At 44.0% G+C, this 20,501-nt stretch carries 21 protein-coding genes and 2 pseudogenes; 16 read left to right on the top strand and 7 right to left on the bottom strand.

Going from position 1 to position 20,501, the window contains the following annotated elements:
- Positions 1 to 16 precede the first annotated feature (16 nt).
- On the bottom strand, positions 17 to 1,693 hold the full coding sequence (locus tag P9687_RS06320; protein ID WP_061565642.1) for a DUF6044 family protein: 1,677 nt from the start codon (positions 1,691 to 1,693) through the stop codon (positions 17 to 19).
- Between the two features lie 213 nt (positions 1,694 to 1,906).
- Between P9687_RS06320 and P9687_RS06315 the strand changes: the two genes are divergently transcribed.
- The 5 genes from P9687_RS06315 to guaA all read left to right on the top strand — a co-directional run bounded on the left by P9687_RS06315 (position 1,907) and on the right by guaA (position 8,517).
- On the top strand, positions 1,907 to 2,971 hold the full coding sequence (locus P9687_RS06315; protein WP_014096833.1) for a dipeptide epimerase: 1,065 nt from the start codon (positions 1,907 to 1,909) through the stop codon (positions 2,969 to 2,971).
- Between the two features lie 89 nt (positions 2,972 to 3,060).
- On the top strand, positions 3,061 to 3,615 hold the full coding sequence (locus tag P9687_RS06310) for a cysteine hydrolase family protein (protein WP_014096834.1): 555 nt from the start codon (positions 3,061 to 3,063) through the stop codon (positions 3,613 to 3,615).
- A 28-nt stretch (positions 3,616 to 3,643) separates the two neighbouring features.
- The gene (locus tag P9687_RS06305) at positions 3,644 to 5,110 is read left to right on the top strand and encodes a nicotinate phosphoribosyltransferase (RefSeq protein WP_061565641.1); all 1,467 of its coding nucleotides are present in this window, start codon (positions 3,644 to 3,646) and stop codon (positions 5,108 to 5,110) included.
- 175 nt (positions 5,111 to 5,285) lie between these two features.
- Positions 5,286 to 6,113 carry an ammonia-dependent NAD(+) synthetase gene (gene nadE / locus P9687_RS06300; protein ID WP_014096836.1) on the top strand — a complete coding sequence of 276 codons (828 nt, stop codon included), beginning with the start codon at positions 5,286 to 5,288 and terminating at the stop codon, positions 6,111 to 6,113.
- Between the two features lie 850 nt (positions 6,114 to 6,963).
- Positions 6,964 to 8,517, top strand: a complete 1,554-nt coding sequence (gene guaA / locus P9687_RS06295) for a glutamine-hydrolyzing GMP synthase (protein WP_035190156.1) — start codon at positions 6,964 to 6,966, stop codon at positions 8,515 to 8,517.
- 123 nt (positions 8,518 to 8,640) lie between these two features.
- Here the strand turns inward: guaA and P9687_RS06290 are convergent, their stop codons facing one another.
- The 3 genes from P9687_RS06290 to P9687_RS06280 are packed head-to-tail and all read right to left on the bottom strand — an operon-like array spanning position 8,641 to position 9,294.
- Positions 8,641 to 8,838 carry a DUF4177 domain-containing protein gene (locus tag P9687_RS06290; RefSeq protein WP_014096838.1) on the bottom strand — a complete coding sequence of 66 codons (198 nt, stop codon included), beginning with the start codon at positions 8,836 to 8,838 and terminating at the stop codon, positions 8,641 to 8,643.
- Positions 8,839 to 8,867: 29 nt separating this feature from the next.
- Complete coding sequence (locus P9687_RS06285) at positions 8,868 to 9,071, bottom strand: hypothetical protein (RefSeq protein ID WP_014096839.1); 204 nt, start codon at positions 9,069 to 9,071, stop codon at positions 8,868 to 8,870.
- Positions 9,055 to 9,294 carry a helix-turn-helix transcriptional regulator gene (locus tag P9687_RS06280; RefSeq protein ID WP_017550688.1) on the bottom strand — a complete coding sequence of 80 codons (240 nt, stop codon included), beginning with the start codon at positions 9,292 to 9,294 and terminating at the stop codon, positions 9,055 to 9,057. The genes P9687_RS06285 and P9687_RS06280 overlap by 17 nt, the downstream gene beginning before the upstream one ends.
- Before the next feature lie 487 nt (positions 9,295 to 9,781).
- Between P9687_RS06280 and P9687_RS06275 the strand changes: the two genes are divergently transcribed.
- The 3 genes and pseudogenes from P9687_RS06275 to P9687_RS06265 all read left to right on the top strand — a co-directional run.
- Positions 9,782 to 10,441 carry an MFS transporter gene (locus P9687_RS06275; RefSeq protein ID WP_017550689.1) on the top strand — a complete coding sequence of 220 codons (660 nt, stop codon included), beginning with the start codon at positions 9,782 to 9,784 and terminating at the stop codon, positions 10,439 to 10,441.
- Positions 10,398 to 11,246 carry an MFS transporter gene (locus P9687_RS06270; protein WP_052749699.1) on the top strand — a complete coding sequence of 283 codons (849 nt, stop codon included), beginning with the start codon at positions 10,398 to 10,400 and terminating at the stop codon, positions 11,244 to 11,246. The genes P9687_RS06275 and P9687_RS06270 overlap by 44 nt, the downstream gene beginning before the upstream one ends.
- A 99-nt stretch (positions 11,247 to 11,345) precedes the next feature.
- A pseudogene (locus P9687_RS06265) lies at positions 11,346 to 11,618 on the top strand (transposase); the annotation flags it as partial.
- 224 nt (positions 11,619 to 11,842) lie between these two features.
- Here P9687_RS06265 and P9687_RS06260 read toward each other — a convergent pair.
- Entirely contained in the window at positions 11,843 to 12,403 is a 561-nt protein-coding gene (locus tag P9687_RS06260; RefSeq protein ID WP_328228461.1) for a hypothetical protein, read from the bottom strand.
- A 230-nt stretch (positions 12,404 to 12,633) separates the two neighbouring features.
- Here P9687_RS06260 and P9687_RS06255 point away from each other — a divergent pair, with 230 nt between their 5' ends.
- From P9687_RS06255 to P9687_RS06240, 4 genes are all read left to right on the top strand, one after another.
- On the top strand, positions 12,634 to 13,707 hold the full coding sequence (locus P9687_RS06255; protein ID WP_014096843.1) for a FecCD family ABC transporter permease: 1,074 nt from the start codon (positions 12,634 to 12,636) through the stop codon (positions 13,705 to 13,707).
- 65 nt (positions 13,708 to 13,772) lie between these two features.
- Positions 13,773 to 14,474 carry an ABC transporter ATP-binding protein gene (locus P9687_RS06250; protein WP_205421988.1) on the top strand — a complete coding sequence of 234 codons (702 nt, stop codon included), beginning with the start codon at positions 13,773 to 13,775 and terminating at the stop codon, positions 14,472 to 14,474.
- A 15-nt stretch (positions 14,475 to 14,489) separates the two neighbouring features.
- Positions 14,490 to 15,497 (top strand): ABC transporter substrate-binding protein, encoded by a 1,008-nt coding sequence (locus P9687_RS06245; RefSeq protein ID WP_014096845.1) that lies wholly within the window; start codon positions 14,490 to 14,492, stop codon positions 15,495 to 15,497.
- A gap of 133 nt (positions 15,498 to 15,630) precedes the next feature.
- Positions 15,631 to 15,822 (top strand): YbxH family protein, encoded by a 192-nt coding sequence (locus P9687_RS06240; protein ID WP_017551807.1) that lies wholly within the window; start codon positions 15,631 to 15,633, stop codon positions 15,820 to 15,822.
- Positions 15,823 to 15,903: 81 nt separating this feature from the next.
- Here the strand turns inward: P9687_RS06240 and P9687_RS06235 are convergent, their stop codons facing one another.
- Complete coding sequence (locus P9687_RS06235; protein ID WP_035190147.1) at positions 15,904 to 16,119, bottom strand: DNA-binding protein; 216 nt, start codon at positions 16,117 to 16,119, stop codon at positions 15,904 to 15,906.
- A gap of 229 nt (positions 16,120 to 16,348) precedes the next feature.
- Here P9687_RS06235 and P9687_RS06230 point away from each other — a divergent pair, with 229 nt between their 5' ends.
- Positions 16,349 to 17,248 carry an SDR family oxidoreductase gene (locus P9687_RS06230; RefSeq protein WP_061565863.1) on the top strand — a complete coding sequence of 300 codons (900 nt, stop codon included), beginning with the start codon at positions 16,349 to 16,351 and terminating at the stop codon, positions 17,246 to 17,248.
- A gap of 104 nt (positions 17,249 to 17,352) precedes the next feature.
- Here P9687_RS06230 and P9687_RS06225 read toward each other — a convergent pair.
- Positions 17,353 to 18,554: pseudogene (locus tag P9687_RS06225) on the bottom strand (AGE family epimerase/isomerase).
- Between the two features lie 276 nt (positions 18,555 to 18,830).
- On the opposite strand from P9687_RS06225, the gene P9687_RS06220 reads away from it, so the two are divergent.
- Genes P9687_RS06220 through P9687_RS06210 form a run of 3 tightly spaced genes read left to right on the top strand, consistent with a single transcriptional unit; the run spans position 18,831 to position 20,448 of the window.
- Positions 18,831 to 19,892, top strand: coding sequence for a YeeE/YedE family protein (locus P9687_RS06220; RefSeq protein WP_328228460.1), 1,062 nt, complete (start codon positions 18,831 to 18,833; stop codon positions 19,890 to 19,892).
- A 13-nt stretch (positions 19,893 to 19,905) separates the two neighbouring features.
- Positions 19,906 to 20,130, top strand: a complete 225-nt coding sequence (locus tag P9687_RS06215) for a sulfurtransferase TusA family protein (RefSeq protein ID WP_014096852.1) — start codon at positions 19,906 to 19,908, stop codon at positions 20,128 to 20,130.
- A gap of 60 nt (positions 20,131 to 20,190) precedes the next feature.
- Entirely contained in the window at positions 20,191 to 20,448 is a 258-nt protein-coding gene (locus tag P9687_RS06210) for a hypothetical protein (RefSeq protein WP_328228459.1), read from the top strand.
- Positions 20,449 to 20,501 lie beyond the last annotated feature (53 nt).

Raw genomic sequence — 20,501 nt, 5'->3', positions numbered from 1 at the left:
TTTACCAGCATGATGCTTACTTTACTTCGTATAAATAAATGGTCCACGCCGAGTCGGCATTGCGGAAAGTTTTTAAAAACCGCAAATGCTCTTCTTCTGCGTTTTGGATCGGGACAGCCGAGAAAATATACCGCCCGCCAAGCTTTTCAAACGCTTTTGTATCGATGGCAAGATGATGGATTTTGACGCCGCTGTTTTTCCGGAATTCATAATGCTTGCCCAGTTCGCTGACAAAAATATAACAGCGGTTCCCCCACTGGTCAAAATACGTTTTTAATTGCGGGCTTTTCTCCAGTTCCCCGGCAATGATTTTTCGGAATTTCCTTTTATAAGACAACGGATAATAATTATTGTAAGAATCTAAGGTGTAGAAACCGTTGTACTGGGCAATGGCCGGATGGATCCCGATGCTGGCGACGCGGTAAGCGCTTTTCGGTTTGCCGATATAGCGGCCGATTTCGTGAAACTGGCCCGTCGCGTAAAACTGGTTGAACGAAGGTTTCCCGGCAACACGATAATAAATTTCAGGATTAAACGCAAACAGGACAACCACCTGGGCGATGAGGCAAAATTTTACGAATGCCTTCCACTTTCTGCCGCGTTTCCAAAGAAACCATGCCCCCACTGCAAACATCGTATAAATGATAAGCGGCCGCAAAAAATGAAACCGTGCAAAGTTAAACGTATTCAGCAGGCTGATCTTTTCTTTTAACGGTTCCCATGCCTTGTTGAACCAGAAAGCATACCAGAGCGATAAAACGGCATTCAGCATAAAAAGCTGCACATACCGTTTTTCCTTTTTCCATGCTTTTGTTTTATAAATCAGCCACATGGCGATAAAAGAGAACGGCAGAATGACAAACGTGTGCACGGTCATATCATGTGTATGCCCGAACACATAATTTTTTAGCGCAAGCCGGAGCGTGTGCCAAAAGCCGAGTTTCGAGCTAACAAAATCATTCCGGCTTGTCGGCTCATGGGAAAAGACAAGGGAATACACAAGCCGGTATTCAATCCCTAAATACAGCACCAGCATCCAGCCGATTGCAAAAAAGAACGGCCAGTTGCGCTCCCGTTTCACAAGCACATCCCGTATCCACAAAAGTCCCATCGCCGCCAGAAAAAAGAAGAACCCGAGCACAAAGCTGGAGTAAAAAGGCAAAAGGGTCAGCGCCAGCCACTCTTTCCATGTGGCCTGCCGGTTCCTGATGTTTAAAAAAGCCCAAAGCGCAAGCGGCATCCCCAATGTGCTTAACATGCCGGACGGCCAAAACGGGGTGATCGCAAAAGCAAGAGAAACCCATACCCTGATGAAGTAACCGTCCTGCCCTTGCACGAAATGCCGTTTCAGTAACAGGTACATTCCTAAAAAAGCAAAGACTCTTGTAATCGTCTGGCTAAATGTATAAGCGATGACCGGAGGGAACAGGGCGTAAAGCCACTGGATTCCGCTGAATTCCGTCCCGAACGCATTTCGCGGCAACCCGTTCATGATTTGCGGAATCGTTGCATTCAGAGGGCCAAACAGTTCTCCGCTGCGGTCGAGCACCCGGTACCAGGCGATATTCGAATCCAGGTTGTCGTGGACCCGGATATGCATATTGCCGCCAAGAATAAACATTGGCGAAAGGTAGACGGCCAGCATCCATACGGCCAGCCATAAAGCATTTTTTTCATGATTACTGATTTTCATTCCGGTCTGACACCATCCCGTTTCTATTTTTGGATGTATGGTCCCTTCTCTCCATAAGCACGTTTGAATAGACGCGGGCAACCAGGGAAAAGTTCACACAAAAAAATACAGGCAAAAATGATGCGGGGTTTAAATCACCGGCCCGTTATTAATGATATAATAAAACCAGCATAAATTGGCTTTGAAATGCCAGGATGAAGGGAAGAAGCTGCCATGATCATAAAAGATGTGCAAGTGCATTACCGGAACATTCCGCTGCTCGTTCCGTTTAAAACAGCATTGCGGCAAGCCAATGAAATTGACAGCATTGAAGTGGAAATCACACTGGACAATGGCATAAAAGGTACAGGGGCAGCTGCGCCAACTGTTGTCATTACAGGCGATTCAACCGAAAGCATCATGTCTGTTGCGGCAGGGCCTATCAAGGAGGCGCTCTCCGGGCATGATTTGCGTGATTTCCAGGAAGCCCTGAAAAAAGTGCAGCGGTGCTGTACGGGCAACACAAGTGCAAAAGCTGCTGCCGACATTGCCCTTTACGATGCATACAGCAAATGGTTAAACATTCCACTGTATGCCTATCTTGGCGGGCAGAAAAATCTCCGGACTTCCATGACAATCGGAGTGGATACGCCCGAAAAAATGGCATGGGATGCGGAAAAAAGCGTGGAGGCCGGGTTTCATCTGTTGAAAATCAAGGTCGGCACATATCCGGAAATCGATCTCGAACGGATTGAAGCGGTCCGGCGCGCTGTTTCGCCTGATGTCAAACTGCGCCTTGATGCCAATCAGGCGTGGGAACCGAAGCAAGCGGTGCAAATTTTACAAGAGCTGGAAAAAAAGGATTTCGGGATTGAGTTTGTCGAACAGCCGGTACGTGCCGATGATTGGGAAGGGTTAAAGTTTGTAACGGAAAGAACAAAGCTGCCGGTCATGGCAGATGAAAGCCTGTTTTCGGCAAAAGACGCGCTGAAATTGATCGCGGGCCGATTTGCCGATCTTATCAATATTAAGCTGATGAAATGCGGCGGAATTTCTGAAGCGTGGAAAATTGCCGACATTGCAGAAGCAAACGGTGTGAAATGCATGGTTGGCAGCATGATGGAGCCATCACTTTCCGTGGCGGCAGCTGCCCACTTTGCGGCCGCCCATCCGAATGTTGTCTATATGGATCTGGACGCGCCACTCTGGTTGTCTGAAGAACCGGATCATTTAACCTATGACGGCGAGGACGTCCTGCTCTCTGATCAGCCTGGTATCGGCATCGTCCAGCCTGTGTAGGTTATCCATAAACTTCCGGCATGAAACATTTTGCCGGAAGCCATCTTTCGTGTACAATAAGGATAATTTAAAATGAACGGAGGATCCATATGGGTGCCCGAAAAGCGTTAATCAATATTGATTATACCAATGACTTCGTAGCTGACGACGGCCGGTTGACATGCGGCAAACCGGGGCAGCAGATTGAAGAAAACATTGTGGCGCTTACGAAGTCATTCCTTGAAAACGGCGATTACGTGGTCTTCGCAATCGACTGCCATGAACAAGATGATCCTTATCATCCGGAAACGAAATTGTTCCCTCCCCATAATCTCAAAGGCACACCCGGGCGCGACCTGTACGGGAAACTGCAGCCGCTTTTTACAGCGTGGAAAGGGAAGAAAAACGTTCATGTGATCGATAAAACCCGCTACAGCGCTTTTTGCGGGACGGATCTGGAGCTGCGGCTGCGGGAACGGGGCATAGAAGAAATCCATTTATGCGGGGTATGCACAGACATTTGCGTGCTGCATACGGCAGTGGATGCTTACAATAAAGGATTCAAGCTGGTGGTCCACGAAAACGCGGTGGCAAGTTTTAATCCGGACGGGCACAAATGGGCATTAAGCCATTTTAAAGGTTCGCTCGGAGCGGAAGTGCGGTAAACCCATTAGGTAGGAGTGATTCGAGAGCATGCGTTTTAAAGATGACAGTTTAGCGCTTCACACAGACTTATACCAAATCAACATGGCGCAGGCCTATTGGAAAGACGGTATCCACAACCGGAAAGCGGTGTTCGAAGCATTTTTCAGAAAAATACCGTTCGGAAATGGCTACGCCATCTTTGCGGGGCTTGAGCGAATTGTGGATTATTTGAACCACTTTCACTTCACTGAAGAAGATATTGCCTATTTGCGCAGCACCGGCCATTACAGCGAGGATTTTTTGCAGTACTTGTCAGAAATGCGCTTCACCGGAACGTTGCGCTCCGTCCGCGAAGGGGAACTCGTTTTTGGCAACGAACCGCTGATCCAGGTGGAAACGTCTTTGGCTGAAGCACAAATCATCGAAACCGCCATTTTAAATATCATCAATTACCAGACGCTGATTGCGACAAAGGCTGCGAGAATCCGGTCAGTCGCCGGTGATGATGCTGCCTTGTTCGAATTTGGTTCAAGGCGCGCCCATGAACTGGATGCTTCCGTGTGGGGAACGCGAGCGGCTTACATCGGCGGATTTGACGGAACAAGTAATGTCCGGGCCGGGAAAGTGTTCGGCATGCCGACGAGTGGCACGCACGCCCATGCGATGGTACAGGCATACCGGGATGATTACACCGCTTTTAAAAAATACGCGGAAACGTATAAGAACTGCATTTTTCTTGTCGATACATATGATACACTGGGTTCGGGCGTGCCGAACGCCATCAAAGTGGCAAAAGAATTTGGCGATAAAATCAATTTTCTTGGTATCCGCCTGGACAGCGGCGACATGGCTTTTTTATCGAAAAAGGCACGGGAAATGCTCGACGAAGCCGGATTTACGGATGCGAAAATTTTTGCATCCAGTGATTTGGATGAATATACGATTTTCCATTTAAAAGCCCAGGGTGCGAAAATTGATGCATGGGGCGTTGGGACGAAACTGATTACGGCATTTGACCAGCCGGCGCTCGGTGCGGTATATAAAATGGTATCCATCGAAGACGGGAACGGGGAAATGCAGGATACGATTAAAATTTCAAGCAATGCCGAAAAAGTGACAACACCGGGGCTGAAAAAAGTATTCCGTATTTTAAACAAACGGACAAACAAGCTGGAGGGCGACTATATTGCCATGCAGGACGAAAATCCGGCAGCGGAAAAGCGGCTGAAGATGTTTCATCCTGTCCATACCTTTATCAGCAAATATGTCACAAACTTTGAAGCCATCAATATCCATGAAACCATCTATGAAAAGGGGCGGCTCGTATACGAACTTCCGCCGCTGGATGCGATCAAACAATATGCGAGAGATAATTTGGACCTGTTGTGGGACGAATATAAACGCATTCTCAATCCTGAAGAATACCCGGTCGATTTGAGCCAAAAATGCTGGGACAACAAAATGCGCAATATAGAAGAAGTGCGGCAAAAAGTGATTCGGCTTGAAGAAGATTAAATGATGATGGTGGTTTTTTCCATCTGTTTTGTGGCAAAAGAACAATATATAAAATGAACAAAATATCGCGGCTCTGTTGCCTGCTGTAAAAAGTAACCATTATGCAAATGGCGACCGGGCTTGATGTAAATCCTTACGTTCATTTTATATAGATGCGGATAAGGAGGATAAAAAAATGGACGCAATGCAAAAAAGAATTGTGGAAGAAATGAAAGTAAAACCGGTCATTGACCCGAAAGAAGAAATCCGTAAAAGTGTTGATTTTTTAAAAAGTTATTTAAAAAAATACCCGTTCCTGAAAGGATTCGTGCTTGGTTTATCGGGCGGCCAGGATTCCACTTTGACAGGGAAGCTTGCGCAGATCGCCATCAACGAAATGAAAGAAGAAACCGGCAACCAGGAATACAAGTTTATTGCAGTACGCCTTCCTTACGGCGAACAGAAAGATGCGGATGATGTGGAACTGGCCGCCCAGTTTATCCAGCCGGACAAGGACATCACCGTGAACATCAAGCCGGCCGTTGATGCCAGCGAAGCGTCCCTGGAAAAAGCGGGCATCGTCCTTTCCGACTATGCGAAAGGAAATGAAAAAGCGCGTGAAAGAATGAAAGTCCAGTATAGCATTGCTGCGATGGAAAATTGTGTCGTGCTCGGTACCGACCATTCAGCTGAAAATGTGACCGGATTTTATACAAAATATGGCGACGGCGGCTCGGACCTTGTTCCGATTTTCAGGTTAAACAAGCGTCAAGGCAAAATGCTTTTGAAAGAACTCGGCTGTCCGGAACGGCTCTATTTAAAAACGCCGACAGCTGATCTTGAAGACGATCGTCCGCAGCTTGCCGATGAAGTGGCATTAGGGGTAACCTATGATGACATTGATGATTACCTGGAAGGCAAAGAAATTTCCCCGAAAGCAAAAGCCACCATCGAGTCCTGGTATTTAAAAGGACAGCACAAACGCCATATGCCGATTACGATTTTTGATGATTTTTGGAAATAATGATAAAGCCGGGCTCCCAGCGCGGAGGAACCCGGCAAAATTTTGGCCGCAAGTTCACAAGGGCGGTTGGCTCTATGGTAGAACGAGCAAAAGTTAGGCCCTAGGTTCGCGTAGAAGGTTTCTACATTAAGGAAGCACGCAAAACTCCGATGAAAAGTTCACGTAGAGGGTTTCTACGTGAAGGAACGGGGCAAAAATCCGGTGAAAAGTGCACGTAGAACGATTCTACGTTAAGGAACGAGGCAAAATTCCGATGAAAAGTGCACCTAGAGCGCCTCTATGTTAAGGAAGCGTGCAAAATGCCGATGCAAAGTTCACGTAGAGTGCTTCTACGTTAAGGAACGAGGCAAAAATCCGGTGATAAATTCACATAGAGCGCCTCTATGTTAAGGAAGCGCGCAAAATTCCGATGCAAAGTTCACGTAGAGTGCTTCTACGTTAAGGAACGGGGCAAAAATCCGGTGAAAAGTGCACGTAGAGTGCTTCTACGTTAAGGAATGAGGCAAAACTCCGATGAAAAGTGCACATAGAGCGCCTCTACGTTAAGGAAGCGCGCAAAATTCCGATGAAAAGTTCACATAGAACGCTTCTACGTTAAGGAACGAACCAAAATTCCGATGAAAAGTGAACGTACTACAGCTGTAAGTAAAGAATCCCGGCAAACATCAGCCGGAAAGTGAATATGGTGTGGCTTTTAAGGCACAAACCCGGCGGAAATCTGCCAAAATATAAATGCTGTATACTGAGGATAACCGACGCAGGCAGTTTCACATTTTTAAAAAAGCCGAGCCGGAATCCTGCTTTAAAGATCAGATTTCGTTTCTAGATAAAAGTACATGGGGGAAAATCAATGGCAAAAACATTCGATGTGAAAGATATAGAAAAAATTGTGGTTTTGGATTTTGGCAGCCAGTATAACCAGCTGATTACACGCCGGATCCGCGAATTTGGCGTATTCAGCGAACTCCATCCGCACACTTTGACAGCGGCAGAGATCAAGGCCATGAACCCGAAAGGCATTATTTTCTCGGGCGGCCCGAACAGCGTCTATGACCAAAACGCATTCCATGTCGATGAAGACATTTTTAATCTTGGCGTGCCGATTCTGGGAATATGCTACGGCATGCAGCTTATGGCAAAAAAATATGGCGGCAAAGTTGAACCCGCCAGTCAGCGTGAATACGGAAAAGCAACGATTCATGTCGAAAACGGGGGCCGGTTATTTGACGGGCTTCCGGAAGATCAGGTGGTCTGGATGAGCCACGGGGATCTTGTGACGGAAGTACCGGCCGGATTTACGGTAGATGCAAGCAGTGACCACTGCCCGATTTCTGCAATGAGCAACACGGACAAACATTTGTATGCCGTCCAGTTCCATCCGGAAGTACGCCATTCTGTTTACGGCAATGAACTTTTGCGCAATTTTGCTTTTAAAATTTGCGGCTGCAGCGGAACTTGGTCAATGGAAAACTACATCGAAATGGAAATTGAAAAAATCCGGCAAACGGTAGGGAACAAGAAAGTGCTGTGCGCCTTAAGCGGCGGGGTTGACTCTTCCGTTGTCGCGGTATTGATCCATAAAGCGATCGGCGACCAGCTCACGTGTATTTTTGTGGACCACGGTCTTTTGCGTAAAGGCGAAGCAGAGAGTGTGATGAAAACTTTCTCAGAAGGCTTTAATATGAACGTCATTAAAGTCGACGCGAAAGAACGGTTCCTGAAAAAATTGAAAGGTGTTTCCGACCCGGAACAAAAGCGGAAAATCATCGGAAATGAATTTATTTATGTCTTTGATGATGAAGCGGCAAAACTCGAAGGGATTGATTTTCTTGCCCAGGGAACGTTGTATACCGATGTCATCGAAAGCGGGACAACGACTGCCCAGACAATCAAGTCGCACCACAATGTCGGCGGTCTGCCGGAAGACATGCAGTTTACGTTAATTGAACCGCTGAATACATTATTTAAAGACGAAGTGCGCGCAGTCGGCACTGAACTCGGCATTCCGGACGAAATTGTCTGGCGCCAGCCGTTCCCGGGCCCGGGTCTCGGCATCCGCGTGCTGGGCGAGATTACGGAAGAAAAACTCGAGATGGTGCGCGAATCTGATTTTATTTTGCGCGAAGAAATCAAAAAAGCCGGCCTCGACCGCGATATCTGGCAGTATTTTACGGTATTGCCGAACATCCGCAGCGTTGGTGTCATGGGCGATGCGCGCACGTATGATTACACCATCGGCATCCGTGCTGTCACATCCATCGACGGCATGACTTCTGACTGGGCGCGCATTCCGTGGGAAGTGCTCGAAAAAATTTCCACCCGCATCGTCAACGAAGTCCCGCACGTCAACCGCGTCGTGTATGATATTACAAGCAAACCGCCCGCTACGATTGAGTGGGAGTAGGAACAGGAAAACGGCGATCCTAGGAATATTAAGGGATCGCTGTTTTTTTCTATGTCAGCTCAATTAAATAGCGAAAGCATTCTTTTAACTTGATTTCACCACCAGTTATTTCACTATACTTTTTCAGTTGGGGTTTTCAATATATTTCTCAAAAATTAATTCAAAATGGTCTGCTGCCCCAAACCCGGAAATAGGAGGGGCAAATATTTGAACCAACCCCCAACCTTCCGATGCATTTTCCTTTATAATTTGTCTGTAGTCGACTTCCGGTTGTCCTTTCCACCGATTGATTTTTATCTTAACAAATTTATAACGGTACATTATTCTTCCTGAAATTTGTAAAAAATGATTTATTTTGTTTTTCGAAGCAAATATACTTGTACTCCAGCATAAATGGCACAACCAATCATAAGAATTGGAAATTCTATTCCAGTGCTTTTGGTTTTAAACCAATCCACAAGGGACCATATGAGTAAAACCAAAGTATAGTAGCTAAATGCTAGTCTTGCTGCTTTTCCGGAATGATCCTTTTCCATTTCATCCATTTTTCTCATTTTCATCTTTCCTTTTAATAGTTTTATTTATCCAATCAAAAATAAACAATTCATCTATCCTTACTTCTAAAATTTGTGAGATGAGTACCGCTAAACGAAGAGAAGGGTCATATTTGCTATTCTCAATAGCATTTATGGTTTGTCGTGTGACATTACATTTTTTTGCCAACTCTTCCTGTGACATCTGCTTCTTTTTCCTGTATTTTTTAATGTTATTTTGCATATAATCACCAATTAGTGTAAAAAATTTTTTACATCTGTGCTGGCATTATTGTATCCCCTTACAAACAAAATGTCAAATATTTTTTACACAATAATTTCTAAAGCATCTTAATTTACATTTTATTAAATATTATTTATTTTTCGGATATGAAAATATAATATAGAGATTGCTAGGGGGATTGGTGGCCATACAGTAATAAAAATGAAGGGAGGGATACAGATGCAATTATTGTTGAAAGGTCAACTTCTTAAATCATAAAGTTCAAAGGCAGTTATGGTTTTAGTTGCCGCTACAGCTGTTACTTTAGCCATTCTAATTTTTAAAAGATGGATGTAATTGAAATTCTGCATCGTGCAGAGATGATTGCACCGAGATGGGTTGTAAACGTAATTAATGCTACTGGTTCTGTATTAGCCATTGTTACTCTGCTGAGAGGATGGTCTGCCCATTGCAGTTCTTGAACAATTAATAGATTTGAGGTGAAAAAATGCTTGATATTCAAAAATGGAAGGGAAATCCCTGGTTAGTGTTGACGATTCTTTCGTTTGGTTTTTTTATGACTCAATTGGATTTACAAATTGTTAACATTGCGATTCCGAATTTAATGGAAACATTACATGCATCCATTAATGAGGCGCTATGGGTTCTAAATATATACATATTGGTGCTTGCCGTTTTTTTAATTACGGCCGGCCGTTTTGGCGATCTATTTGGTATACGACAATTGTTTTCAATTGGAATTGTCCTTTTTACCATCTCTAGTTTGTTATGCGGACTTTCCACAAGCCCTTTGGAACTCATTGTATTTAGGGCTATAGAAGGACTTGGTGCAGCTCTGCTTTTACCGCAGACAATGACATTTATTATACGATTATTTCCTTCCGAGCGTCGTGGAACGGCCCTTGGAATATGGGGAATGGTAGGTGGAGTTGCTGCTGTTGCAGGTCCGAGTTTAGGCGGATTCATAGTCAGTGTGTTAGGCTGGCGCTGGATTTTTTATATAAATGTTCCAATCGGAGTATTGATTTTTATATTCACTTATCTATTTGTCCCGGAAATCCGAAATTCAGCAAAACAACAGCTTGACTTGATGGGGGGTTCTCTTGGTTTCTTTATCGTGTTTATTTTTAACCTATGGATTAATTGAAGGCCAACACTTTAAATGGTCCATGTACATTGTCGGCATTCTTATTATTTCCGTAGTTATCTTTATCATATTCTATGTTCAACAAAAATTGCGTCAGAAGCGGGATCCGTTAATTCCATTTGCTTTGTTTGAAGATCGTAATTACACGTTAATGAATGTGGTAGGAGTCTTTTTTTCTATTGGCGTCCTTGGGTTAATGCTGCTTCTCTCGATATATTTTCAGTCCATTTTGGGATATGATGCATTTAGGGCGGGACTTACGTTAGTTCCTGCATCACTTATTTCCATGTGTGTATCTCCATTTGCCGGAAAATTTTCAAATAAAATAGGTGGGAAATACCTTGTGCTTGCAGGATTAGCGCTGACCCTGATCGGGATGATATGGGTTATTTTTATCATGAATGGCCATAACTATTGGGTGCAATTTATGTTGTCGATGGTGATTACTGGGTTTGGAAACGGGTTATTAATTTCACCGACGGCAGCAGTTGCCGTGAAAGAAGTGAAGGATGAAGTTGCAGGTGCAGCATCCGGGGTGATGAATACTGTCCGCCAATTGGGAACAGTTGGAGGCAGTGCGGCTGTTGGGGCTTTATTACAAAATAGAATTTCTGCCATGAATCATGGTTCGGAATTTGAATCGGTCTTTGATATTTCAACAAAATTTGGCGGCCATTTAAGTGGTTATTTAACAGCATTGCGTGAAAGTTTATTATTGCCGATGGCTGCTATTGCTTTGGCTTGTATAGCATGCGCTTTTGTACGAAAAAATGCAAAGCGACTTTCAACTAACGAAGTAAAATAAATTTTTTGAAATTTTATTATGCTATGTATAGGTGAACCTCCTAGTGTGGGATATTAGTCTTTTAATCCAATGATGGTGCGGTTCACCTGTTTTTATTTCATTGGGGGGCCAAAGTTGGGACGTCCATACAAAACGGAAGAAAAACCTTGAAACGTGTTGCAAGACAGGATGCCTAAGAACGTAGCGCTGTGAAGGAAAATTTTTGTGCAAAGGTACAAGAATGGGTTGAGCATTATTCGAACACGCCTTCAGGAGACCAGTGGAACAGTAATAGTCCTTCAGTTTCTCATACTGAATCTGGAGGGAAACCTCAGGGCTATTTTTGAAATCTTCACACTCGCTATTTTATATTTTAAAAACTGGGCTTGTATCTGGATTCGTTCAGCAAGCTCCAATTATTTATTTTTTGATCCGGTCTTTAAAAAAACAACATAGATTAATAACAATAGGAAGAACAAAGCTTGAATGATTTTTGTTACAAGATGTATTTCAGGATTAAAATTTAAATCAAAAAGGATATTGGCAATAACATATAGTCCTGTTATGATTATCAATGATTTTAAGAACCACTCCATAGAATACCCACTCCTATATCTTTATTCTCTCAAAGTAATAAGGTGACCAATGCTCTTGCAGCTGGTCCGGCTAACCAACGAGGTACACCAAATTTGATTTGTTAGTGCATACGTTATTGTACCCTTAAAGTCTACCACAATATTAAGGGCCTTCATTACAAATTCGTAACTTAAATATTTTTTCAGGGTACTTTTCGAGCCTTTTGAAATAGGCAGTTTATTAACATAATTCCTTACAGTTCTATCCCATGAGATTCTACCAATTTTTTTGAGTTTTTTTATCATGGACTTTGCCGCTACTTTAGCTGCTTTCGATTTCACGCCAAATGTTGTAACAACATGGTTTTCAGTGTCTTCTCCAGATAAACTTGATTGAATCCCATTTACAATGTCTGTCTCAGCAATTCCATGAGCTTGCAATTCATTTTGTAACTTTAATAAGTTTTGAGTTTCAGTATTTGTTAAATGAACATTTTCTTGCTGATTAGATACTTCTGCTGCTTTTATATGAGTTGTAAAAGGAACAGACACACTAAACAAAATAGAACTCGCAACTGTGACATGAATAATTTGCTTTTTCATTATATCCCCTACCTATTTAGTTTTATTGCTTCATAACACAGTTTATTATATCTCAGGTTTACGGGTATTTCATTAAGTATTGCATTTAATGTTGCAATTTAGGCACCTAAAAAGTTTTATGAATACACAAAAATCTGCTTGACGTTTACAAGGAAGCATTTATAATGATAAATGGATGTATAAATGATAATGATTTTCATTATCATTAGAAGCAAAAAGGAGGTGTTTTTTTGAAAGGGACGAGCAACGGTGTAATCGGGAAAATTTATTATCCTGTTATCTTTCTCCTTATCTGTATGATTGCGTTTTCCGCCATTTATTCGGTTTCAATTGGAACGGTCCACATACCAATTGAAAAATCAATGAATGTTTTGCTGCACGTCCTGACAAATGGCAAAATGGGGCACATTAAAGGGATGGAAAACTCCTCCTATTTTAATATCATTTATCAAATCAGAATGCCCAGAGTTATTTTTGCTTTATTGATTGGGATGGGCCTTTCTTTGTGCGGGATTGTGATGCAAGCAGTTGTGCAAAACCCGCTCGCTGATCCATATATTATCGGGATTTCTTCAGGAGGAACGCTTGGTGCGACCATTGTCATTTTGATCGGGTTTGGAAGCAATGCCTTGTTTGGCACATTTAGCATTGCATTTGGCGCTTTTATGGGTGCGATGGCAACATCCGTAGCAGTATTGCTTTTGTCAAGTGTTGGCGGAAAAGCAACATCTGTAAAACTGGTATTGTCAGGCGTCGTTGTCGGAGCATTGTGCAGTTCTTTTTCCAGCCTTGTGATTTACTTTGCCAACAATGCAGAAGGGATTAAAGACGTTACGTTCTGGACAATGGGAAGCCTTGCATCGGCGAGCTGGGAAAAGGTGCCGGTTTTGTCTGTTGTGGTCCTGATCGGCTCTTTGATTTTTCTTTTTCAGCACCGTGTGTTAAATACGATGCTACTCGGTGATGAGTCTGCCGTCACATTGGGCATTCATTTAAGTTTATTCCGCAAGCTCTACATGGTGGTCACAGCATTGATAACGGGTACGATGGTTGCTTATGCCGGCACAATCGGATTTGTTGGTCTGATCATTCCGCATATTTGCCGGGGTATTTTCGGCGCAGATCACAAACAGCTGCTTCCGGCAACAATCCTTTCAGGGGGGCTCTTTTTAATATGGGCGGACATTTTGTCCCGAATTCTAATCCAAAATGTAGAATTGCCCATCGGCATCATTACATCAGTGATCGGCTCCCCACTCTTTATCTATATGATTGTGAAAAAAGGCTATCAATTTGGAGGTTGAGGGAAGTGGATTTAACGGCGGAAAAGCTGCAAGTAAAAAGAGGCAGGAAAGAGATCATCAAAAACATGTCCGTGTTTGTCAAAGATAAACAGTTTGTCGGTTTAGTAGGCCCGAATGGATGCGGGAAGTCAACTTTGCTCAAAAGTATCTATAAAAGTCTTGTGCCGCAAAATGGGAGCGTTTTTTTAGATGACCTTAATGTACTGAAAAGCTCGGCAAAAAAAGTTTCAAGGCATTTAGGCGTAGTAGGGCAGTTCAATGAAATGAATTTTGATTTAACAGTCGAGCAAATGGTGCTGTTGGGGCGGACACCGCACAAGAAGTTACTGGAATCGGACCAGCCGGACGATTACAAAATTGTTGAAGAGGCATTAAGGAAAACGCAATTGCTTGAATATAAAACACGCAGCTATTTGTCATTATCAGGCGGGGAAAAGCAACGGGTGATTCTTGCCCGTGCCATAGCCCAACAGCCGGACTTAATGATTCTCGATGAACCGACCAACCATTTGGATATTCGCCATCAAATCGAAATTCTTTCCTGTGTCAAGCAGTTTGGCATTAGTGTGCTGGCGGCTCTCCATGATTTGGATCTGGCTGTCGCCTATTGCGATTATTTATATGCCGTGAAAGGCGGAGAAGTATATGCACATGGAAAACCGGAAGAAGTGCTGACCTCGGAATTAATTGAGGAATTGTATGAAATCAAATGTCAAACTTATGTGAATCCTGTGACCAACCGGCTTGGATTTGCATACGAACTTTAAGGAGGATGGACAGACATGAAAAAAGGAATCTTTGCCGGTTGCCTCATCGCACTGCTTGTCCTTGCGGGTTGCGGGAACAGGGAAACGACCGGGTCGGAAAAAAATATGAAAAGCAAGTCGAATTATCCGCTGACGATTCATAATTATACAAAAGCAGAGGGCGGCACTACATATAAGAAAAAGGATCAGGTATTCAAGGAAGCCCCGAAACGGGTGATGGTTACGACAAGAACGGCGGCGGAACTGCTCCTTCATCTTGGCCTGAAAGATAAGATTGTCGGGGTAGGCGGGAATTTTGGCGCCCCGGACAAATCGGTTGAAAAAGACTATGCTTCATTAAAGATACTCAGTAATTCGTATGTCGGAAAAGAAGCGGCGCTTGGGACAAACCCGGACTTAATTGTCAGTCGCGGCGGCTTATTCGATAATGCCGACTGGGGTGTCGGAACGGTTGATTCTCTGAATGATATGGGGATTCATACCTATATTCTTGAATCATCCATTCCGGGCGGGACCTATGACTCAATATATAAAGATATTGACAATCTCGGAAAAATTTTTAATGTCCAGGAAAAAGCAAAACTATTTTCCAACAAATTAAAGGCGCGCCAGAAGAAGATTACATCGGAACTGTCAGGCATTCAAGAAACGAAGACATTCGCCTATTTACACATGTCCGATCCGAAAGAAATCAACATCTACTCTGCTTATAATGAAACTTTTTTCAATAATGCTTTTGGTATGTTAAAACTCAAAAACATATTTCAAAATGTGCGGGGGACTGTTAGTGTAGAGCAATTAGTAAAAGCCAATCCCGATGTATTGATTGTACTGAATTGGGAAAACAATGCCGATAAGGTCAAAAAGGCTCTTTATGAAAATCCCAAATTATCGAGTATGAAAGCAATCAAAAATAAGCAAGTTTACGCGATGGATTATAATGAGCTTTTCGGCTACAGCTACAACACACTCGATGGAATAGAACAACTGGCAAAGGAAATGTACCCTGATCAATTTAAATAGGTTTTTCTCCGTAACCCAAAGTTGGGAAACAAGGGAAGAACATTAGCCCATATGATTACGATGCATGCATTTTGTAATTTCCAGCATCCTATAGGTAAAACCAAAAATGATGGTGGAAAGGAAACGATACAGGATGGGTGCAATCAAGCATAATGGATATACCTTCGAACCGGAGTTCAGTGTGGTCAGCCAAACCGGTGCCATTCATGTTTATCATGGAGAAAAATTTATTGAAGAAATCCGATTCGAATTTAATGGTGACTATCCCCAGCATGATTTAATAGAAGAATTGGTAAATCATTATCTGCATGAAAAACATCTCTAGTTCGTCAAAACGAAACCCAATTTACCTGAATCCATACAGGCAAATTGGGTTTTTCCTTACTGCACTCTGCCAGGCATTACCCTATTCTTCCAGGATCAGATGAACGTTCAATTCCTCCATTTTTGTGATGATTTCTCTTTGTGTCAATTGTCCGGGGTTAAATTCAATTTTGATCTCTCCGTCATTTGTATCAGACAATACACGCTCAATCCCGTCCATCTTTTTCAATTCATGTTCGATCAACTGAATTTGGGATGGATCGGTTGCATTTTTGGCGTAAATGGTCATATTTTCCATAATATTCCTCCTTCAATAAGGTGCCATTATAATTGATTATACCCTTTAAAAGAATTTTTTAGCTGCCCATTAAGAAATATAACCGTGCTATATCCCCCACACGGCTATGTTTGTCCAGCTCCCGCATACCGGCGGATCGAGGCCATCCATTCTGCCGTTCCGAGCATAGAGCATTAACGTTATTTTTTCGCCTGAATACATTATGGAAAATGGATAAAGAGGTGTTATCATGGATTCAAAATCTTCTTATTATGGATCAGAAACCAAGTGTGAAGAAGTCTCGAACACATTTCCGCCCCAGCACCAGATGAGGCAGCCGGGATTTGAATATTTGATGATTCCCCGGCCTGTTTATGACAACCCCCATTATATTGGAACCGGGAAACTGAACAACAAGGTTGCGATCATTAGTGGGGGTGACAGCGGAATTGGCAGGGCTGTAGCAGTGGCTTTTGCAAAAGAAGGAGCAGATATCGTCATTGCTTATTTTGATGAACATGAAGACGCCATGGAAACGAAGCAGGCCATTGAGCATTTGGGACAGCGTTGCCTTTTGATTCCAGGAGATTTACGCAACAAAAATCACTGTCAGTATGTCATTGCCTGCACCCTTGAAACATTCGGAAAAATAGATGTTCTTGTCAATAACTTAGCGGTTCAATTTGTTCAAAACAGGTTTTTGGATATTAGCGACGAACAGTGGCATACGACGTTTGATACAAATTTGCATCCGTTTTTTTACATGACAAAGGCCGCACTTCCTTATATGGCTGAAGGAAGCAGCATTATCAACACTGCATCGATTAACGCCTATATCGGCCGGAAAGATTTGATTGATTATACAGCTACGAAAGGGGCAATCGTCAGCTTTACGCGTGCGCTTGCCAATAACATCGTTGACCAGGGGATCAGGGTGAATGCTGTTGCCCCGGGCCCAATCTGGACACCGCTTATTCCTGCATCCTTTTCACCAGATATGGTAAAAACGTTTGGAAATAACGTACCAATGAAACGCGCAGGCCAGCCTTATGAACTGGCTCCTGTCTATGTGTTGCTTGCTTCAAGCGACGGCTCTTATATCACAGGCCAGACCATTCATGTGAATGGCGGCGGTTTTGTCGCTTCATAACCGGGGGTTGTTTTTGTCCGCATCCTAAAAAACCTGCTGCCAATGGGTTAACCTCCGTTTTGCTACGCTGTAGCTTTTTTACATGCAGAACCAGTGCCCAAACCCTATTCGGTAAGTCCGGATGGGGAAAAAGACGTAAGCGCGATGAGGCAATTCGTTACAGGATGGTAATCTGTTTTGGGCGGCGGGCTTTTTATATTGCTGTAACGGCGGTTGCACAGATTAAGCAGTTGATACCAGCCGCCTCTTTGTTGATCAACAAAATAGGTCCAGCAATAGGTAAACAGATCACGATACAGTTGCAAGGCATTGCGGTCAGATGCGGCCAGCAGGGATGATGCACCGATCGCTTCAGCCATGACCCAGTAATATTTATCACAATCGATCATACGCCCGCCTGGAGCCATGCTGAAAAAATGCCTCCATTTTTCCGGTCCAAGCCTAAGTGAATAGCGGATTGGAATAAAGATTGTGCCACCGGTTTCCGCCAATTGCCGGGAGCAAGCCGATCTAATAACAGCAACAGCTTGCTCCATTCAATCGAATGGCCGAAAATAAAGCCATAAGGCCGAAGCTCACTTTTCGTAATGCCGTAATTGTACGTCCAATCGATTGTCCAATCTTCATGATAGTGCTCCCAAATCAGTCCTCCTGATTGGGGAAGTAGACGAAACATGACCGACTCGGCAATGCGTTCTGCTCTTTCAAGATATCGCTTGTTGCCGGTTGCTTCATATGCTGTCATCATCGCTTCGCACAGATGCATATTGGCATTCTGTCCGCGGTAAGGGGATACTTCTGACCAGTCGGCTGAGATTTCATCAACATACAGCCCCTCATTTTCCCTCCAAAAATGGCGTTCCAATACTTCAAATGTCTCCGCAATCATCGGAAAAGCAGATGATATGCCTGCTTTCGCTGCCATCGCTGCGGCTAACAAAACAAAGGCATGGCCATATGCTCTTTTCACTGAATGGGATACAGACTGGCCCTTTAATTCCCAATAATACCCGCCGTGTTTGTGGTCGCGCTGGTGACGTTGCAAGAACGAAATGCCGTGTTCCGCCAGTTCCCGGTACGCTTGGCCGGGCTCCAGCAACGCCGCCACACTGAAAATAAACACAAACCTTGCCTGGCCTACAAGTTGTCTCGTTTCATAATCGCATACTGTGCCGTCATCAAGAAAGCAGTTGATATATCCGCCGGACACTTTGTCTATACAGCGCGGTGCATAAAAGTTTATCGTATCCAGAATATGCTGTTTCAGAAAACGGGTGGATGTAAAATCCGGCAATTTTTGCTCCATCTTCGCATCACTCCTTATAAAAAGTACTTTATGATCCGCTTCCGGCAAATATGAGAGCAGCAAACGGCAATAAGCAGGGGCTTTGCTGCTGGTCCAATACCGGAACCCGCAAAATATGGAGGCGTACTTTGAGGGGGCTTTTTGTAAACGCCGTAAAAGCAAACCTGGGCTGGGAAAATTTGTGCTGCCCTTTTTTGATGTATAACACTTGAAAATGGGGCGGAATATTACTATAATTAATCCCATAAATTTAGTGAGGATTAAAGGGGGAGTTTTATGCTTTTAACAGGGTTAATTTGCGGGGCATTGCTCGGCTTTGTGATGCAAAGGGGCAGGTTTTGCCTGACGGGCGGCTTCCGTGATATGTATATTGCAAAAGACAATCGCATGTTTTACGCGCTGTTAATTGCGATCGCCGTTCAAAGCATCGGAGTTTACGCACTTATTCAGCTTGGCATGATCAAATATGCTGCAGGCACATTCCCGTGGGTTGCTGCTATCATTGGTTCATATATTTTCGGGATAGGGATTGTCATGGCCGGCGGCTGCGCAACCGGGACATGGTACCGTGCCGGCGAAGGGCTTTTGGGCAGCTGGATCGCGCTCTTTGGCTACATGGTCATGAGTGCCGTGATGAAATCCGGCGTGCTTTTACCGGTAACCACTTCCCTTCAGTCCGTACAGCTTCCGAAAAACGCGATTGCAGATACACTGGGGATTAACATTTGGATCATTATCGCAGTCTTTTCCCTGATTGTACTGACCATTTTAATCAGGGAAATGCGGAAGCCGAAAGTGGCGGTTCCGGCGATGAAGGCAAAACGCAAAGGGCTTGCGCATCTTTTGTTTGAAAAACGCTGGCACCCGTTTTTTACAGCAGTACTTATCGGACTTATTGCGATTTTAGCGTGGCCTTTAAGCGAAGCAACCGGAAGAATGGATGGCCTCAGGATTACAACGCCGACTGCCAATCTTCTGCAGTTCCTTGTAACGGGTAACCAAACGTTTGTAAACTGGGGTGTTTTTCTCGTGCTCGGCATTTTTCTCGGTTCTTTTATCGCCGCAAAAGCGAGCCGCGAATTTCGTTTTAGAATGCCGGACGCAAAAACGGGTATCCGCAGTTTCCTTGGCGGTATTTTGATGGGATTCGGCGCCAGTGTCGCAGGTGGCTGTTCGATCGGCAACGGCCTCGTGAAAACGGCAATGATGACATGGCAGGGCTGGTTTGCACTGCTGTTTATGATATTTGGCGCATGGACGGCTTCCTATTTCATGTTTGTCCGCCCGCAAACCAAGCGCCAAAAAACTGCGGCGAAAACGGCCGTCACCACTGCATAAGGAGGAATGGAAGATGGAAAAAGTATTGGAAGTCATGGGCCAGGTTTGCCCATTCCCGTTAATCGAAGCAAAGAAAGCCATTGAAGAAATTCAGCCGGGAGATGACCTTGTCATCCACTTTGACTGCACACAAGCAACGGAAAGCATCCCGCGCTGGGCAGCTGAAGCAGGCCACACTGTCACAAACTTTGAACAACTTGATGAAGCAGCATGGACGATCACAGTCCGGAAAAAATAAATCTTGATTTCTAACGCAGGCTGTCTCACAAGGGGCAGCCTGTTTTTCGGTGCGCCGTGCATGGCTGCTTGGCGCTCGCCGATGAAATTTGAGCAAGGAGAAAGCTTGGATACCGATGCTCGACAGGCTTGTAGTGGGTCTCAAGAAGGCTGGTTTATAAAATCTGCGGCGTTTTCCATGGGTAACGTCTATTTTCACGGAAATCAGCGGAGACATCTGAAATATAGTCGCGTTTTCACACCCATCTACGTTTTGGATCAAAAGACGAAAAATTTTGAAATCATCATTTTTGTCGAATTGGTGTTCCCTTCATTTTAAAAATGTTGTATAATAAAAACGGAATAGTTTTAATACTTGAAAAGGGGGAATGG

Source organism: Weizmannia sp. CD-2023 (assembly GCF_036225245.1).
GTDB classification, from domain to species: Bacteria; Bacillota; Bacilli; order Bacillales; family Bacillaceae_C; genus Weizmannia; species Weizmannia faecalis.
The sequence above is the reverse complement of the archived record's forward strand: the minus strand, read 5'-3'. Positions and strand labels throughout refer to the sequence as shown.

What these genes read in the sequence shown, in the direction of transcription:
- P9687_RS06320 (WP_061565642.1), bottom strand. Translation starts at nt 1,693, where the DNA reads ATGAAAATCAGTAATCATGAAAAAAATGCTTTATGGCTGGCCGTATGG.
- P9687_RS06315 (WP_014096833.1), top strand. Translation starts at nt 1,907, where the DNA reads ATGATCATAAAAGATGTGCAAGTGCATTACCGGAACATTCCGCTGCTC.
- P9687_RS06310 (WP_014096834.1), top strand. Translation starts at nt 3,061, where the DNA reads ATGGGTGCCCGAAAAGCGTTAATCAATATTGATTATACCAATGACTTC.
- P9687_RS06305 (WP_061565641.1), top strand. Translation starts at nt 3,644, where the DNA reads ATGCGTTTTAAAGATGACAGTTTAGCGCTTCACACAGACTTATACCAA.
- nadE (WP_014096836.1), top strand. Translation starts at nt 5,286, where the DNA reads ATGGACGCAATGCAAAAAAGAATTGTGGAAGAAATGAAAGTAAAACCG.
- guaA (WP_035190156.1), top strand. Translation starts at nt 6,964, where the DNA reads ATGGCAAAAACATTCGATGTGAAAGATATAGAAAAAATTGTGGTTTTG.
- P9687_RS06290 (WP_014096838.1), bottom strand. Translation starts at nt 8,838, where the DNA reads ATGTACCGTTATAAATTTGTTAAGATAAAAATCAATCGGTGGAAAGGA.
- P9687_RS06285 (WP_014096839.1), bottom strand. Translation starts at nt 9,071, where the DNA reads ATGAGAAAAATGGATGAAATGGAAAAGGATCATTCCGGAAAAGCAGCA.
- P9687_RS06280 (WP_017550688.1), bottom strand. Translation starts at nt 9,294, where the DNA reads ATGCAAAATAACATTAAAAAATACAGGAAAAAGAAGCAGATGTCACAG.
- P9687_RS06275 (WP_017550689.1), top strand. Translation starts at nt 9,782, where the DNA reads ATGCTTGATATTCAAAAATGGAAGGGAAATCCCTGGTTAGTGTTGACG.
- P9687_RS06260 (WP_328228461.1), bottom strand. Translation starts at nt 12,403, where the DNA reads ATGAAAAAGCAAATTATTCATGTCACAGTTGCGAGTTCTATTTTGTTT.
- P9687_RS06250 (WP_205421988.1), top strand. Translation starts at nt 13,773, where the DNA reads ATGTCCGTGTTTGTCAAAGATAAACAGTTTGTCGGTTTAGTAGGCCCG.
- P9687_RS06245 (WP_014096845.1), top strand. Translation starts at nt 14,490, where the DNA reads ATGAAAAAAGGAATCTTTGCCGGTTGCCTCATCGCACTGCTTGTCCTT.
- P9687_RS06240 (WP_017551807.1), top strand. Translation starts at nt 15,631, where the DNA reads ATGGGTGCAATCAAGCATAATGGATATACCTTCGAACCGGAGTTCAGT.
- P9687_RS06235 (WP_035190147.1), bottom strand. Translation starts at nt 16,119, where the DNA reads ATGGAAAATATGACCATTTACGCCAAAAATGCAACCGATCCATCCCAA.
- P9687_RS06230 (WP_061565863.1), top strand. Translation starts at nt 16,349, where the DNA reads ATGGATTCAAAATCTTCTTATTATGGATCAGAAACCAAGTGTGAAGAA.
- P9687_RS06220 (WP_328228460.1), top strand. Translation starts at nt 18,831, where the DNA reads ATGCTTTTAACAGGGTTAATTTGCGGGGCATTGCTCGGCTTTGTGATG.
- P9687_RS06215 (WP_014096852.1), top strand. Translation starts at nt 19,906, where the DNA reads ATGGAAAAAGTATTGGAAGTCATGGGCCAGGTTTGCCCATTCCCGTTA.
- P9687_RS06210 (WP_328228459.1), top strand. Translation starts at nt 20,191, where the DNA reads ATGGCTGCTTGGCGCTCGCCGATGAAATTTGAGCAAGGAGAAAGCTTG.